The following is a 15,570-nucleotide window of genomic DNA, read 5'->3' as shown; positions in this document are numbered from 1 at the left end:
AGTTACGGTTTCGCAAGACTGAAAAGCACTTAGTTTGTAGTCCTTCAAGGGTACAGATTAACAAGGCGCCCGTAGCTCAGCTGGATAGAGCATCCGCCTTCTAAGCGGATGGTCGCAGGTTCGAGTCCTGCCGGGTGCGCCATTAGGCAGCATTGGCACAAGTAGCGCGATATGGTGGGCGTAGCTCAGTTGGTAGAGCACGGGATTGTGACTCCCGTTGTCGTGGGTTCGATCCCCATCGTCCACCCCATATTTCGAAAGGCGCCAGATTAACAGTCTGGCGCCTTTGCTTTAACAGCTTCAACTGCGGATGTGGTGGAATTGGTAGACACACTGGATTTAGGTTCCAGCGCCGCGAGGCGTAAGAGTTCGAGTCTCTTCATCCGCACCAAATAAAGCTTCACTCATGCCGCTTGGCATGATTGAGGTTCAACAAAGAAGTTGTTTGGCTTCTTTGTCACGCAATATGGTGGGCGTAGCTCAGTTGGTAGAGCACGGGATTGTGACTCCCGTTGTCGTGGGTTCGATCCCCATCGTCCACCCCATATTCCGAAAGGCGCCAGATTTAACAGTCTGGCGCCTTTTTTGTTTCAGTGGTTTGAGTGTCGGCGGCTGCAGGTTGTGGGCCGCAGGGGCAGGTCGCTTCGTCGTATTTATGTTTCTCGATGATGCTCGATTTGCCCGCCGATCCCCTCGTGGGGTTGGCTGTCAGGGACGGATTGCCGAATCCTTCTATATATAGGAAGGTGGGTGCAGAGCCCTGGCTTGATTGGCTGTATTTGCTAACAGGGCGAGGCACAACCGTTTGTCCCCGCCTATAAATTGCCTGCTGTTTTTTTACCCGTTTTCAGTAGGGTGACTTCTTGAGTTTGACCCACTAGAATGCATGCCCTTGATTCTGGGGTCGGAAACGGCCGGCTAACGTCTGTGCAACGAGGAATATCCATGCAAGTTTCTGTTGAAAATACTTCTGCTCTTGAGCGCCGCATGAGCATCACCGTGCCGGCTGAGCGCATCGAGACTCAGGTCAACAAGCGTCTGCAGCAGACTGCCCAAAAGGCCAAGATCGCTGGCTTCCGTCCAGGCAAAGTGCCAATGAGCGTGATCCGTCAGCGTTTCGGGGCTGATGCGCGTCAAGAAGCTGTGGGCGACGTGATCCAGTCTTCCTTCTACGAAGCTGTCGTCGAGCAGAAGCTGAACCCGGCTGGTTCGCCTTCGATCGAACCTAAAACCCTGGAAGCGGGCAAGGACCTGGAATACGTAGCTGTATTCGAAGTGTTCCCTGAGTTCACCGTTGCCGGTTTCGAAGGCATCACCGTCGAGCGCCTGAGCGCCGAAGTGGCTGACGCCGATCTGGACAAGATGCTGGAAGTCCTGCGCAAGCAGAACACCCGTTTTGAAGTGGCCGATCGCGCTGCCCAGAACGAAGACCAGCTGAACATCGATTTCGTCGGCAAGGTCGACGGTGAAGTGTTCGCAGGCGGTTCTGCCAAGGGTACTCAGCTGGTGCTGGGTTCCGGCCGCATGATCCCTGGTTTCGAAGACGGTCTGGTTGGCGCTAAAGCCGGCGAAGAGCGCGTTCTGAACCTGACCTTCCCAGAGGACTACCAGAACCTCGACCTGGCAGGCAAAACTGCTGAGTTCACCGTGACCGTGAACACCGTTTCCGAGCCTAAACTGCCAGAGCTGACCGAAGAGTTCTTCGCTCAATTCGGCATCAAGGAAACCGGTCTGGAAGGCTTCCGCACCGAAGTTCGCAAGAACATGGAGCGCGAACTGCGTCAGGCGATCAAATCCAAGGTCAAGAATCAGGTGATGGACGGTCTGTTGGCCACCAACCCGATCGAAGTGCCCAAGGCTCTGCTGTCCAACGAAGTCGACCGTCTGCGCGTGCAGGCTGTTCAGCAGTTCGGTGGCAACATCAAGCCTGACCAACTGCCGGCCGAGCTGTTCGAAGAGCAAGCCAAGCGCCGCGTCGTGCTGGGTCTGATCGTGGCTGAAGTGGTCAAGCAATTCGACCTCAAGCCTGACGAAGCCCGCGTTCGCGAGATGATTCAGGAAATGGCTTCGGCCTACCAAGAGCCTGAGCAGGTTGTGTCCTGGTACTACAAGAACGACCAGCAACTGAACGAAGTCCGTTCGGTTGTGCTGGAAGAGCAAGTTGTGGATACTGTTCTGCAGAAAGCTAGCGTGACCGACAAATCGGTCTCTTACGAAGAAGCAGTCAAGCCGGTAGAAGCTCCACAAGCCGACTGATCGTTTTTGCGGTAAGAAGCACACACCATAAGCCAGCCTTCGTGCTGGCTTATGCGTATTCAAGACATAACTATTTGGGAGTGACTGCAGAGCATGTTCCGTAATTCGTATATTCAGCAGAACTCAGATATCCAGGCCGCAGGCGGCCTGGTCCCGATGGTTGTCGAGCAGTCTGCTCGTGGCGAGCGCGCCTATGATATTTACTCGCGTCTTCTCAAGGAGCGAGTGATCTTTCTGGTTGGTCCGGTAGAGGACTACATGGCTAACCTGATTTGTGCGCAACTGCTGTTCCTTGAAGCGGAAAACCCGGACAAGGACATCCATCTCTATATCAACTCCCCGGGCGGTTCGGTAACGGCGGGCATGTCGATCTACGACACCATGCAGTTCATCAAGCCAAACGTGTCGACCACCTGTATCGGTCAGGCATGCAGCATGGGCGCATTTCTGCTGACCGCCGGTGCCCCCGGCAAGCGTTACTGCCTGCCGAACTCGCGTGTGATGATTCACCAGCCACTGGGCGGTTTCCAGGGGCAGGCGTCGGATATCGAAATCCATGCCAAGGAGATCCTGTTTATCCGCGAGCGTCTCAACACGCTGATGGCCGCGCATAGCGGTCGCACTCTTGAAGAAATCGAGCGCGATACCAATCGCGATAATTTCATGAGTGCAGAAGCTGCGCGTGAGTACGGCTTGATCGACGAAGTGATCAGCCAGCGCCCTGTTTAAAATAAGCAGCCCAAAACAGGCTTGGTCGGCAGGTCCGACACCGGCGGGCTTGAAAAAGCCCGCAATAGCCTTCATCTTGTGTTGCAAGCCTATCGGATTTGGATCGAACGAATGACTGACACCCGCAACGGCGAGGACAACGGCAAGCTGCTCTATTGCTCCTTCTGTGGCAAAAGCCAGCATGAAGTGCGCAAATTGATTGCCGGCCCCTCGGTCTTTATCTGCGACGAGTGCGTCGACCTGTGCAATGACATCATCCGCGAGGAGGTGCAGGAAGCCCAGGCCGAAAGCAGCGCGCATAAATTGCCTTCGCCTAAAGAAATCAGCGGCATCCTTGATCAGTACGTGATTGGTCAGGAGCGCGCGAAAAAGGTTCTGGCCGTAGCGGTGTACAACCACTACAAACGTCTGAACCAGCGTGACAAAAAGAATGACGACGTCGAACTCGGCAAGAGCAACATCCTGCTGATCGGCCCGACAGGCTCGGGTAAAACCCTGCTGGCCGAAACCCTGGCCCGCTTGCTGAACGTTCCGTTCACCATCGCCGACGCAACCACCCTCACCGAGGCAGGTTACGTGGGGGAAGATGTCGAGAACATCATTCAGAAACTGCTGCAGAAGTGCGATTACGACGTAGAAAAAGCCCAGATGGGCATTGTCTACATCGATGAGATCGACAAGATCTCGCGCAAGTCTGACAACCCGTCGATCACCCGGGACGTTTCCGGTGAAGGCGTGCAGCAGGCCCTGCTCAAGTTGATCGAAGGCACGGTCGCTTCCGTTCCGCCTCAAGGTGGTCGCAAGCATCCGCAGCAGGAATTCCTTCAGGTCGACACCCGTAACATCTTGTTCATCTGCGGCGGTGCGTTCTCCGGTCTGGAAAAGGTTATTCAAAACCGTTCCACCAAGGGTGGCATCGGTTTCAGCGCAGAAGTGCGCAGCAAGGAAGAAGGCAAGAAAGTCGGTGAATCCCTGCGTGAAGTCGAGCCTGACGATTTGGTCAAGTTCGGTCTGATCCCGGAATTCGTCGGTCGTCTGCCAGTACTTGCCACGCTGGACGAGCTTGATGAGGCTGCGCTGATGCAGATTCTCACCGAGCCGAAAAATGCTCTGACCAAGCAGTATGCCAAGCTGTTCGAGATGGAAGGCGTGGACCTGGAATTCCGGGCCGACGCGCTGAAATCGGTCGCCAAACGTGCCCTGGAACGCAAAACCGGTGCCCGTGGCCTGCGCTCGATTCTCGAAGGTGTATTGCTCGACACTATGTATGAAATCCCCTCGCAGTCCGAGGTGAGTAAAGTAGTGATCGACGAAAGCGTTATAGAAGGCAAGTCCAAGCCTCTGTATCTCTATGAGAACAGTGAGCCGACTGCCAAGGCAGCGCCAGACGCTTAAGCGTCACACTGCTGGAATAAAGAAGGGGCCTTCGGGCCCCTTTGCTATTGTGGGAGACGGGGCAGCTAACCTGAATTTCTGGATGCGCCGGGATAAATGCGGGCGCTACCGTAAGCTCTGATTTTTAAGTGATTCTTTTATCCGCTTGTTTTTTTTGAAAACAGCCCCCATCTTGGTTTCAAGCTTACTTCCATCTGTTTACGGCCTTATGGCCGCCGTAGAGGCGAAATCATGAAGACGACCATCGAATTGCCTCTCCTGCCATTGCGTGATGTCGTGGTTTATCCGCACATGGTTATCCCGCTGTTCGTGGGGCGCGAGAAATCCATCGAAGCTCTCGAGGCAGCGATGACGGGCGACAAGCAGATCCTTCTGCTGGCTCAGCGGAATCCTGCTGACGACGATCCCGGTGAAGAAGCACTTTATCGCGTAGGCACCATTGCTACCGTTCTGCAGCTGCTCAAGCTGCCTGACGGCACCGTCAAGGTTCTTGTCGAAGGCGAGCAGCGGGGCGCCGTGGAGCGCTTCAGCGAAGTCGACGGCCACTGCCGTGCCGAAGTCTCGCTGATCGACGAAACCGAAGCCCCTGAGCGCGAATCGGAAGTGTTTGTCCGCAGCCTGCTGGCTCAGTTCGAACAATATGTGCAGCTGGGCAAGAAAGTCCCCGCTGAAGTCCTGTCGTCGCTCAACAGCATCGACGAGCCAGGTCGCCTGGTCGACACCATGGCCGCGCACATGGCCCTGAAGATCGAGCAGAAGCAGGAAATCCTCGAAATCATCGATTTGTCGGTCCGGGTCGAGCACGTTCTGGCGTTGCTGGATGCCGAGATCGATCTGCTGCAAGTCGAAAAGCGCATTCGCGGCCGCGTTAAGAAGCAAATGGAGCGCAGCCAGCGCGAGTACTACCTGAATGAGCAGATGAAGGCCATTCAGAAAGAGCTGGGTGACAGCGACGAAGGCCACAACGAAATCGAAGAGCTGAAAAAGCGCATCGATGCCGCCGGTCTGCCGAAAGATGCGTTGGCCAAGGCTCAGGCCGAACTGAACAAGCTGAAGCAAATGTCGCCAATGTCCGCGGAAGCGACCGTGGTGCGTTCGTACATCGACTGGCTGGTTCAAGTGCCATGGAAAGCCCAGAGCAAAGTGCGCCTGGACCTGGCCCGTGCCGAAGACATTCTCGACGCCGACCACTACGGTCTGGAAGAAGTCAAAGAGCGGATCCTCGAATACCTCGCCGTGCAGAAGCGCGTGAAGAAGATTCGCGGCCCGGTATTGTGCCTGGTCGGTCCTCCGGGGGTGGGTAAAACCTCTCTGGCGGAGTCGATTGCGCATGCCACCAACCGCAAATTCGTCCGCATGGCCCTCGGTGGCGTGCGTGATGAGGCGGAAATTCGTGGTCATCGCCGGACTTATATCGGTTCGATGCCAGGAAGATTGATTCAAAAGATGACAAAGGTGGGTGTCCGCAACCCGCTGTTCCTGCTCGATGAAATCGACAAAATGGGCAGCGACATGCGTGGCGATCCGGCGTCGGCGTTGCTGGAAGTGCTCGACCCCGAGCAAAACCACAACTTCAACGATCACTATCTGGAAGTCGACTACGACCTGTCCGATGTGATGTTCCTGTGCACCTCCAACTCGATGAATATTCCACCGGCGCTGCTGGACCGGATGGAAGTGATTCGTCTGCCGGGTTACACCGAAGACGAGAAGATCAACATCGCCGTCAAATACCTTTCGCCCAAGCAGATTGCTGCCAACGGCCTGAAGAAAGGCGAGCTGGAATTCGACGCCGAAGCGATCCGCGACATCATCCGCTACTACACCCGCGAAGCCGGTGTACGTGGGCTGGAGCGCCAGATTGCCAAGGTTTGCCGCAAGGCGGTCAAAGAGCATGCTCTGGAAAAACGCTTCTCGGTGAAGGTGACTGCCGAGATGCTGGAACACTTCCTGGGCGTGCGTAAATTCCGTTACGGCCTGGCTGAACAGCAGGATCAGATCGGTCAGGTCACCGGCCTGGCGTGGACCCAGGTGGGCGGCGAATTGCTGACCATCGAAGCCGCAGTCGTGCCGGGTAAAGGCCAATTGATCAAGACCGGTTCTCTGGGTGACGTGATGGTCGAATCGATCACCGCAGCCCTGACCGTTGTCCGCAGCCGTGCGAAGAGCCTGGGGATTCCCCTGGACTTCCACGAGAAGCGCGACACGCATATCCACATGCCTGAAGGGGCGACCCCGAAAGACGGCCCTAGCGCCGGTGTAGGCATGTGCACGGCCCTGGTGTCGGCATTGACTGGCATTCCTGTAAGAGCGGACGTCGCCATGACCGGCGAAATCACCTTGCGTGGTCAGGTGCTGGCGATCGGTGGCTTGAAGGAAAAACTGCTGGCTGCTCACCGTGGCGGAATCAAGACGGTGATCATTCCTGAAGAGAACGTACGCGATCTGAAGGAAATTCCTGACAACATCAAGCAAGATCTACAGATTAAACCCGTTAAATGGATTGACGAGGTCCTGCAAATTGCGCTGCAATACGCGCCGGAACCCTTACCGGATGTGGTTCCGGAGATCGTTGCAAAGGATGACAAACGCGAGTCTGACTCTAAGGAAAGAATTAGCACGCATTAGTACGCATTTGCCTGGGGGGCTTCCTTGACAGTTTTTTAGAGCCCTTGTTATAAAGCGGCTCTTAAGTGTCTGTAGGCCATTCAGCACTCGTTTTTTTTGCTTTCACCAAAAAACTTAGAATCAAACTCAAATAGATATAAGGGGACTTAGAGTGAACAAGTCGGAACTGATTGATGCTATCGCTGCATCCGCTGATATCCCGAAAGCTGCTGCTGGCCGTGCGCTGGACGCTGTAATCGAATCCGTCACTGGCGCTCTCAAGGCTGGTGATTCTGTTGTTCTGGTTGGTTTCGGTACTTTCTCCGTGACTGATCGTCCAGCTCGCATCGGTCGTAACCCACAGACCGGTAAGACGCTGGAAATCGCAGCAGCCAAAAAGCCAGGTTTCAAAGCCGGTAAAGCACTGAAAGAAGCTGTCAACTAAGTTCGATTCAGGTTTTTGCCTATCCGGGTCGGGGTCATTCCTGACTTGGCAGCGGAGCGGTAGTTCAGTCGGTTAGAATACCGGCCTGTCACGCCGGGGGTCGCGGGTTCGAGTCCCGTCCGCTCCGCCAGTTACGAGAAGGCGCATCCTCGGATGCGCCTTTCTTCTATCCGGATTCTACCCACGCTCCACGGTTGCCTAATTTTGAAGTTCAACCGTTTCTGGGGGACGCATGCTGCAGAATATCAGGGACAATTCACAAGGCTGGATTGCCAAGACCATTATCGGGGTCATCGTTGCACTGATGGCTTTGACCGGTTTCGACGCTATTTTCAAGGCCACGACGCACAAAAATGACGCGGCCAAGGTCAACGGCGAAGAAATCAGCCAGAACGAGCTGAGCCAGGCGGTCGATATGCAACGCCGTCAGCTCATGCAACAGCTGGGCAAGGATTTCGATGCTTCCTTGCTCGACGAAAAAATGCTGCGCGAATCGGCCCTCAAAGGCTTGATCGATCGCAAACTGCTGCTGCAAGGCGCAGAAAAATCGAAATTCGCTTTCTCCGAAGCTGCTTTGGATCAGGTGATCCTGCAAACGCCTGAATTCCAGGTGAACGGCAAGTTCAGCCCCGAGCGTTTCGACCAGGTGATCCGTCAACTGGGCTACAGCCGTCTGCAATTCCGTCAGATGCTGGCTCAGGAAATGCTGATCGGTCAGCTGCGCGCTGGCCTGGCCGGTAGCGGTTTCGTCACCGATGCACAGGTGTTGGCCTTCGCCCGTCTGGAAAAACAGACCCGCGATTTCGCCACCGTGAACATCAAGGCAGACCCGGCGGCAGTGAAACTGACCGACGATGAGGTCAAGGCCTACTACGACGAACACGCCAAGGAGTTCATGACGCCGGATCAGGTGGTCATCGATTACCTTGAATTGAAGAAGGCATCCTTCTTCGATCAGGTCAGCGTCAAGGACGAAGACTTGCAAGCGGCGTATCAGAAAGAAACCGCGAACCTGTCCGAGCAACGCCGGGCTGCGCACATTCTGATCGAAGTGAACGACAAGGTGACCGAGGCGCAAGCCAAGGCCAAGATCGAAGAAGTTCAGGCGCGCCTGGCCAAAGGCGAGAGTTTCGAGGCCCTGGCCAAGGAGTTCTCCCAGGATCCAGGTTCGGCGAACAACGGCGGTGACCTCGGTTTTGCAGGTCCGGGCGTCTACGATCCAGCGTTTGAAAAAGCCCTGTATTCGTTGGCCAAGGATCAGGTCTCGGAGCCGGTTCGCACTGACTTCGGTTTCCACCTGATCAAACTGTTGGGTGTCGAAGCGCCTGAAGTGCCAACGTTCGCCAGCCTGAAAGACAAGCTGACCCGCGAGTTGAAAACCCAGCAAGTCGAGCAGCGTTTCGTCGAAGCGACCAAGCAATTGGAAGATTCCTCGTTCGAGTCCTCTGATCTGGCCCAGCCGGCACAAGACCTGAAGCTGACCGTTCACACGTCCGCGCCATTCGGCCGTGAAGGTGGCGAAGGCGTTGCGGCTAATCGTGCCGTGGTGACCGCTGCATTCAGTCCTGAAGTCCTGGATGAGGGTGCCAACAGCACCGCCATCGAACTGGATCCGGAAACCGTGATCGTGCTGCGCGCCAAGGAGCACCGCAAGCCTGAGCAACTGCCACTGGAAAGCGTGGCTGCCAGCATCCGCGTGCAATTGACCAAGGAGCACGCCAGTGCCGCCGCCAAGACCAAGGCCGATCAATTGATCGCCAGCTTGCGTGATGGCAAGACCACACTGGACAAGGCGATCGATGGTCAGAACTGGAAAGTCACCGCAACCGCGACTCGCGCTCAGGAAGGGGTCGACCCAACCGTGCTGCAAGCGTTGTTCCGCATGCCCAAGCCAGTCTCCAAGGACAAGCCGACCTTCAGCAGCGTGACCCTGGCCGATGGTAGCCTGGTGGTCGTGCGTCTGAACGGCGTGAATGAAGGCGCTGCGCCGACCGAAGAAGAGAAGGCTCAATACCGTCGCTTCCTCGCCTCGCGCATTGGCCAGCAAGACTTCGCGGCCTACCGCAAGCTGCTGGAGCGTGAAGCTGAGATCAAGCGTTTCTGATGCCTGACTGAGCTTTGCGCGACATAAAGGACCCCAGCCGAAAGGTTGGGGTTTTTTTTATGGGGGACACGAAAAGATCGCAGCCTGCGCTAGCGCTTTCAGGGGATCGCGGTCATCTTTAGGCGCTGCCGCAGGCTGCGATCTTTTGATTTTTGCTCCGGCGGGACTTTCTCCTGATATCACGGTCAATGAGTCTGTAGCCTTTTTTAGACACAATCGATACTCCGCTAAGCATCGATCTGTTGCACAATACGCCCCGAACCGTTTTTCTCAGGATGTTCAATGTTTAAATCAATTCCCATGCGTGTTGTCGGGCTAGCCTTGGTGCTGGCCGCCGCTGCCGGTTGTTCGTCGAAGAAAGCCGCTGTCTATGAGCATGAGAACTTCGACGACTCCGGGACGTTTTCGCGCAGCTACCCGGTGACCGATGCACAAACCTGCGAAGCCGCCCGTCGGGCCTTGCTCAGCCAGGGTTACATCATCACCAGCAGCGATCCGAAACTGGTCAGTGGACACAAGAGCTTCCAGCAGACCGGCGAAACCCATATGGAGATCAGCTTCAGTGTGGTCTGCGCCGATGACGGCAGCGAGGGGCATCATGCGACCATGTTCGCCAACGCCCTGCAGGACCGCTATGCGCTGAAAAAGACCAACAACTCCGCCAGCCTCGGCGTCGGCGTGTTGGGGTCGGTATCGATGCCGATCGGCTCGTCTGACGATTCGATGGTCAAGGTCGCCAGCGAAACCGTGTCTTCGGCCAAGTTCTATGAACGCTTCTTTACTCTGGTCGAATTGTTCCTGCCGCCGGAAGCGAAGAAGGCCGCGCACATCGTCGAGAAGCCGAAAACCGAACTTGGGGTGCCTGAAGCCAAGGCTGCACCGGCTCAGTTGGCGCCAACCCCGGCACCGGCGGCAGAACCTGCGCCAGCGCCGGCAGCCGAGCCCGCACCTGCCGCCGCGCCTGCCACTTCGGAGCCTGTTGCGCCGCCTGCTGAAACAGCGCCGATTACCCCGACCAAGAGCACCGAGCCGACGTCGTCCACGGAAACGGTCACTCCAGTAGCGGACTCGAGCACTCTGCCGCCGCCAACCGAGCCGATTTCGGCGATACCTGTCTCCGGCCAGTAATGGGTTTGCTTGTTATGGGGGCGGGTCAGACGATACCGCTCCCGTAACGTCTTTCAAGACTGATCCACATCAAGTCGGGCTGTTTTCCCACAGCCCGTATCGAAAAATCCAGTGATAAATTCCTGACCACCTGCTACGTTTTATTCAGTAGCGACGCAGTGTCGTGCCCGCGTCATTTTTCTTTCATGCGGGCACTTTATGCTCAAGGCGTTGGTCATTTATTCAGACGGTTTTTTCAACAAGCGATGGGGGTTTAATAATGGACGATTATCAAGAAGAACTGCTCGAGTATCAGGCGTTTGAACTGGACCCACTGGAACCGGCCGAAGACGCTACTGAGCTGTAATTACAATTACGCGGATTGACGATGACTGCGGCGAAACTCGCCGGGCGTCTGGCCATTCCAGCGTTTGAAGGCGCGCTGAAAGGCTTCGGCTGAGGCAAACCCCAGCAGGTAGGCGATTTCGCCGAACGCCAGTTCAGTGTCGCGGATGTAGGTCATGGCCAGGTCGCGGCGTGTATCGTTGAGAATTGCACGAAATTGCGTGCCTTCCTCGGCGAGTTTGCGGCGCAAGGTCCAGGTTGGCAGCTTCAGGCGTGCCGCCACTTCTTCCAGGTCGGGTTCCCGGCCACCATTGAGCAACGGGCCCAGCAACTGAGTGATGCGTTCACGCAGGCTGCGGGTACGTGTCAGTTGCTCAAGTTCCCGTTCACACAGTTGCAGCAGGTGCCGCCAGGTGCTCGGGCAGTGCTCCGGGTTGCGCTGGGCGAGGCTATCCAGGCTCAGGCGCAGTTGATTCTGTTCGGCGCCAAACTGGATCGGACAGTCGCCGAGTACGGCATAGGCATCACGGTAATCCGGAGCGTCAAATTCGATCTCGATTCGTTCGGCGCGCAGCGGGGCAGGGCTCACGCTGGACAATTGCTGCAACCAGCCAGCGATGATCGAGTCCACCACGAAGCGGTTGTAGGCGTTGTAGGGGCTGATCGAATAGAACCGCAGCCAGGCGCCTTGGGCGTCTTCGTGAAAGCTCGACTGGCCGCGATAGTTGGAGCCGTACAGCGCTTCGAAACGAATCAGGCAGCGCGCCGCTTCGCGCACGGTGGGGGCCTGGGCGGCGGTGACGCCGGCGAGGCCGGCCTGACTCAGGCGACTGAGCTGGCCCATGCGCAAACCCAGCGCCGGGTCGTCGGTCAGTTGAATGGCGCCGTGGCCCAGGCGCATGTAGCGCGGGATCGACAGGCGGGCGCCGGCTTCGGCCAGTCGCGCGGCGTCGAGGCCGTACTGTTCGAGCAGCGGTTGTGGGTCCAGGCCATGGCTGCGCACGGCGTCGGCCAGGCTATGGACGAAGCCCACCGACAGATCCCCGAGGCGCATCGGCTGCGGTTTCATCGCTTACAACCAGAGGTTCAGCAATTGCGCGCCGTGGGCATCGCCGTCGGCGAAATGCTGTCCGTTGCTGCTGAGGAAGCTTTGACCGGCGCTGCTCTTGTCCCAGAACTGACCACGCAGGAACACGCTCATGCCGGCGATGCTCTGGCTGCCCGGTGGTTGGGCGATCAGCGTTAGCCGCTGCCAGGCCTGACCTTCGCTGAGTTCACCGGCCTTGAGGCTGACAGAGCCCGGCGCGGGCAGGCCTTTATAGCCGCGCCACGGTTGATCCCAAGACCCACGTCCGACGACGAACGCCGGGACCGCCACCAGTTGCGCGCCTTGGTCGTCAAGTTTGCGGTAGTTGTCGGGGTACCAGCTGTCGCTGCCGATCAGCACGCCGAGGCGTCCGGCCGGGGTGTCGACGACGTTGACCGGATGATCGGAATTGCCTTGGAGCGTGCCACGTCCAGCGAACGTCGGGTGCACTTGTCGCTGGGGCTGGCCGATTGGCAGGCCGTTGCGACCGAACACCACGCTGCTGTTGTACAGCGCGCCGTGGCCGATGTGCAGGGTGCCGTCGCTGACGCTCGGCTCGGGCAGCACGATGGAACCGGCCACCAGGGTCACGTGGAATTCTTTCGCCAGGCCACCGAACAGCGCCTGGTAATCCTTGGCCATGCGTTTGGCTTTCATCCGCAAGTGCGCGTCGTCGAGACGGTTGCTGCCTTCGGCGGTGATCAGGGCGCGGATGAACTGCAGCGGGTTGCTCACCGCCAGCCAGTTCAAGGCTTCCTTGAGGGTGGTGGCCTGGTACAGCTCGTCTTTCTCGCCGCTGACCATCAGCCAGGTGCCGATATGTTCAGGCAGTACGACGATGGTTTTTTCATTCAGCAGGCCCTGGTCCTGGGCCTTCTGCAAATAGGCCGCGAGCTTGCGGCGCAGGCGTTCAGGGCTTTGATAGTCGGTGGGGAACAGTTCGGGCTGGATGCCCAGCAGATTGCCACGATCGGCGGGCGTGCCCTGATCGACCGCGAGATTGATGCGCAGGTCCGACAGGTAATGACCCACCGGACGGTCCGCGGCCCACATCGCGTAGGTCGTCAGAACGGCGATCAACGCCATGGAGAGGGTCAGGTACAGAAGTTTGCGCATGGAAAACAGTCAGCGGCCGTGTGCAGGGTTCGCGACTAGGGTAGGGCCCATGCCTGCGCTTGCCAAGGGGCGCTGCGCATTTGGATCAATAAGTTGTCAGTTACGGTCATTGAGTGACAGCGGTGCGACTCTTAGTCTGTCGAACATGACTGACGGGGGCCGAAGAGCTCCTGCAAATTTTCCGTGATCGTTCGATGTGGAGTTACCGATGGCCGCCGCTCATTACCCGCACCTGTTGGCCCCGCTGGACCTGGGTTTTACCACGTTGCGCAACCGTACCCTGATGGGTTCGATGCACACGGGCCTCGAGGAAAAACCCGGCGGTTTCGAACGCATGGCCGCGTACTTCGCCGAGCGTGCCCGTGGCGGCGTAGGCCTGATGGTCACCGGTGGTATCGGCCCGAACGATGAGGGCGGGGTTTACTCCGGCGCCGCCAAGCTGACCACCGAGGAAGAAGCGCTCAAACACCGGATCGTCACCCGCGCGGTGCACGAGGCGGGCGGCAAGATCTGCATGCAGATTCTGCATGCCGGGCGTTATGCCTACAGCCCGAAACAGGTGGCGCCGAGCGCGATCCAGGCGCCGATCAACCCGTTCAAGCCTAAAGAGCTGGACGAGGAAGGCATCGAGAAGCAGATCAGCGATTTCGTTACCTGCTCGACCCTGGCGCAAAAAGCCGAGTACGACGGTGTCGAGATCATGGGTTCCGAAGGTTATTTCATTAACCAGTTCCTCGCGGCCCACACCAACCATCGCACCGACCGCTGGGGCGGCGCCTACGAAAACCGCATGCGCCTGCCGGTGGAAATCGTCCGTCGGGTGCGCGAAGCGGTCGGCCCGAACTTCATCATTATCTTCCGCCTGTCGATGCTCGACCTGGTGGAAGGCGGCAGCACCTGGGAAGAAATCGTGCAGTTAGCCAAGGCCATCGAGCAGGCGGGCGCGACCATCATCAACACCGGCATCGGCTGGCACGAAGCGCGGATTCCGACCATTGCCACCAAGGTGCCCCGTGCAGCGTTCAGCAAGGTCACGGCGAAACTGCGTGGTTCGGTGAGTATTCCGCTGATCACCACCAACCGCATCAACACCCCGGAAGTCGCCGAGCAGATCCTGGCCGAAGGCGATGCCGACATGGTGTCGATGGCGCGGCCGTTCCTCGCCGACCCGGACTTCGTCAACAAGGCGGCGGCCGGCCGTGGCGATGAAATCAATACCTGCATCGGTTGCAACCAGGCTTGCCTGGATCACACGTTCGGCGGCAAGTTGACCAGTTGCCTGGTGAACCCGCGGGCCTGCCATGAAACCGAACTCAATTACCTGCCGGTGCAGCAGATCAAGAAAATCGCCGTGGTTGGCGCCGGTCCTGCGGGGCTGTCCGCCGCCACCGTGGCCGCCGAACGCGGTCATCAGGTGACGCTGTTCGATTCGGCCAGTGAAATCGGCGGCCAGTTCAACATCGCCAAGCGCGTGCCGGGCAAGGAAGAGTTCTTCGAAACCCTGCGCTACTTCAACCGCAAGTTGCAGACCAGCAACGTCGAGCTGTGCCTGAACACCCGTATGGACGTGGCGCAGCTGGTCGAGGGCGGTTACGACGAAATCATCCTCGCTACCGGCATCGCGCCACGGGTTCCGGCGATTCCGGGTGTCGAGCACGCCAAGGTGTTGAGCTACCTGGACGTGATCCTCGAGCGTAAACCGGTGGGCAAACGCGTCGCGGTAATCGGCGCTGGCGGTATCGGTTTCGACGTGTCGGAATTCCTCGTGCACGAAGGCGTGGCCACCAGTCAGGACCGCGAAGCGTTCTGGAAGGAGTGGGGCATCGATACGCACCTTGAAGCGCGTGGCGGTGTCGCGGGCATCAAGGCTGCGCCGCATGCGCCGGCTCGTGAAGTGTTCCTGCTGCAACGCAAGACCTCCAAGGTCGGCGATGGCCTGGGCAAGACCACTGGCTGGATTCACCGAACCGGTCTGAAGAACAAAAAGGTGCAAATGCTCAACAGCGTCGAGTACCTGAAGATCGACGACGAAGGCTTGCACATCCGCATCGGCGAAAGCGGCGAACCGCAGGTGCTGCCGGTGGACAACATCGTGATCTGCGCCGGGCAGGACCCATTGCGCGAGTTGCACGACGGTCTGGTTGCGGCCGGGCAGAACGTGCACTTGATCGGCGGCGCGGACGTGGCGGCGGAGCTGGATGCCAAGCGTGCGATCAACCAGGGTTCGCGGTTGGCGGCTGAACTCTAACGTTCGCAGCTATCCCTTGTAGCAGCTGGCGCAGCCTGCGTTCGGCTGCGCAGCAGTCGCAAAATCAGCCATCGCGGTATTCCAGATAAACCGAGGTGTCAGGATTGACGACTGCTTCGCAGCCGAACGCA

The 15,570-nt window shown here is 58.0% G+C and carries 10 protein-coding genes and 5 tRNA genes; 13 read left to right on the top strand and 2 right to left on the bottom strand.

Features of this window, described 5'->3' with window-relative positions; translation table 11 throughout:
- Positions 1-65 precede the first annotated feature (65 nt).
- The 12 genes from ACEN9A_RS19310 (at position 66) to ACEN9A_RS19255 (ending at position 10,664) form a co-directional block, all read left to right on the top strand.
- Positions 66-142, top strand: a tRNA-Arg gene (locus tag ACEN9A_RS19310).
- 32 nt (positions 143-174) lie between these two features.
- Positions 175-250: transfer RNA gene (locus ACEN9A_RS19305), tRNA-His, on the top strand.
- Positions 251-306: 56 nt separating this feature from the next.
- A tRNA-Leu gene (locus ACEN9A_RS19300) sits at positions 307-391 on the top strand.
- 78 nt (positions 392-469) lie between these two features.
- Positions 470-545: transfer RNA gene (locus tag ACEN9A_RS19295), tRNA-His, on the top strand.
- 400 nt (positions 546-945) lie between these two features.
- The gene (tig, locus tag ACEN9A_RS19290) at positions 946-2,256 is read left to right on the top strand and encodes a trigger factor (protein ID WP_019580008.1); all 1,311 of its coding nucleotides are present in this window, start codon (positions 946-948) and stop codon (positions 2,254-2,256) included.
- Between the two features lie 93 nt (positions 2,257-2,349).
- Positions 2,350-2,985 (top strand): ATP-dependent Clp endopeptidase proteolytic subunit ClpP, encoded by a 636-nt coding sequence (clpP, locus tag ACEN9A_RS19285; protein WP_007940402.1) that lies wholly within the window; start codon positions 2,350-2,352, stop codon positions 2,983-2,985.
- A 111-nt stretch (positions 2,986-3,096) separates the two neighbouring features.
- Positions 3,097-4,380 carry an ATP-dependent Clp protease ATP-binding subunit ClpX gene (clpX, locus tag ACEN9A_RS19280; protein ID WP_019648407.1) on the top strand — a complete coding sequence of 428 codons (1,284 nt, stop codon included), beginning with the start codon at positions 3,097-3,099 and terminating at the stop codon, positions 4,378-4,380.
- Positions 4,381-4,611: 231 nt separating this feature from the next.
- Positions 4,612-7,008 carry an endopeptidase La gene (gene lon / locus ACEN9A_RS19275; RefSeq protein WP_258669706.1) on the top strand — a complete coding sequence of 799 codons (2,397 nt, stop codon included), beginning with the start codon at positions 4,612-4,614 and terminating at the stop codon, positions 7,006-7,008.
- Between the two features lie 151 nt (positions 7,009-7,159).
- Positions 7,160-7,432 (top strand): HU family DNA-binding protein, encoded by a 273-nt coding sequence (locus ACEN9A_RS19270; RefSeq protein ID WP_002552737.1) that lies wholly within the window; start codon positions 7,160-7,162, stop codon positions 7,430-7,432.
- Positions 7,433-7,485: 53 nt separating this feature from the next.
- Positions 7,486-7,562 (top strand) — tRNA-Asp (locus ACEN9A_RS19265).
- Between the two features lie 102 nt (positions 7,563-7,664).
- Positions 7,665-9,536: a SurA N-terminal domain-containing protein gene (locus tag ACEN9A_RS19260; protein ID WP_258669704.1), complete on the top strand. Its 1,872-nt coding sequence runs from the start codon at positions 7,665-7,667 to the stop codon at positions 9,534-9,536.
- A 282-nt stretch (positions 9,537-9,818) separates the two neighbouring features.
- Positions 9,819-10,664 carry a DUF2242 domain-containing protein gene (locus ACEN9A_RS19255; protein WP_026345724.1) on the top strand — a complete coding sequence of 282 codons (846 nt, stop codon included), beginning with the start codon at positions 9,819-9,821 and terminating at the stop codon, positions 10,662-10,664.
- A gap of 352 nt (positions 10,665-11,016) precedes the next feature.
- Here the strand turns inward: ACEN9A_RS19255 and ACEN9A_RS19250 are convergent, their stop codons facing one another.
- Both ACEN9A_RS19250 and ACEN9A_RS19245 read right to left on the bottom strand, forming a co-directional pair.
- Positions 11,017-12,057 (bottom strand): AraC family transcriptional regulator, encoded by a 1,041-nt coding sequence (locus ACEN9A_RS19250; RefSeq protein ID WP_019648410.1) that lies wholly within the window; start codon positions 12,055-12,057, stop codon positions 11,017-11,019.
- A 3-nt stretch (positions 12,058-12,060) separates the two neighbouring features.
- On the bottom strand, positions 12,061-13,191 hold the full coding sequence (locus tag ACEN9A_RS19245) for a carbon-nitrogen hydrolase family protein (protein WP_258669699.1): 1,131 nt from the start codon (positions 13,189-13,191) through the stop codon (positions 12,061-12,063).
- 208 nt (positions 13,192-13,399) lie between these two features.
- Here ACEN9A_RS19245 and ACEN9A_RS19240 point away from each other — a divergent pair, with 208 nt between their 5' ends.
- Positions 13,400-15,439, top strand: coding sequence for an oxidoreductase (locus tag ACEN9A_RS19240; protein ID WP_019648412.1), 2,040 nt, complete (start codon positions 13,400-13,402; stop codon positions 15,437-15,439).
- The last annotated feature ends 131 nt before the right edge of the window (positions 15,440-15,570 follow it).

Source organism: Pseudomonas sp. Pseusp18, from assembly GCF_059506005.1.
This window is presented reverse-complemented; position numbering and strand designations above follow the sequence as displayed.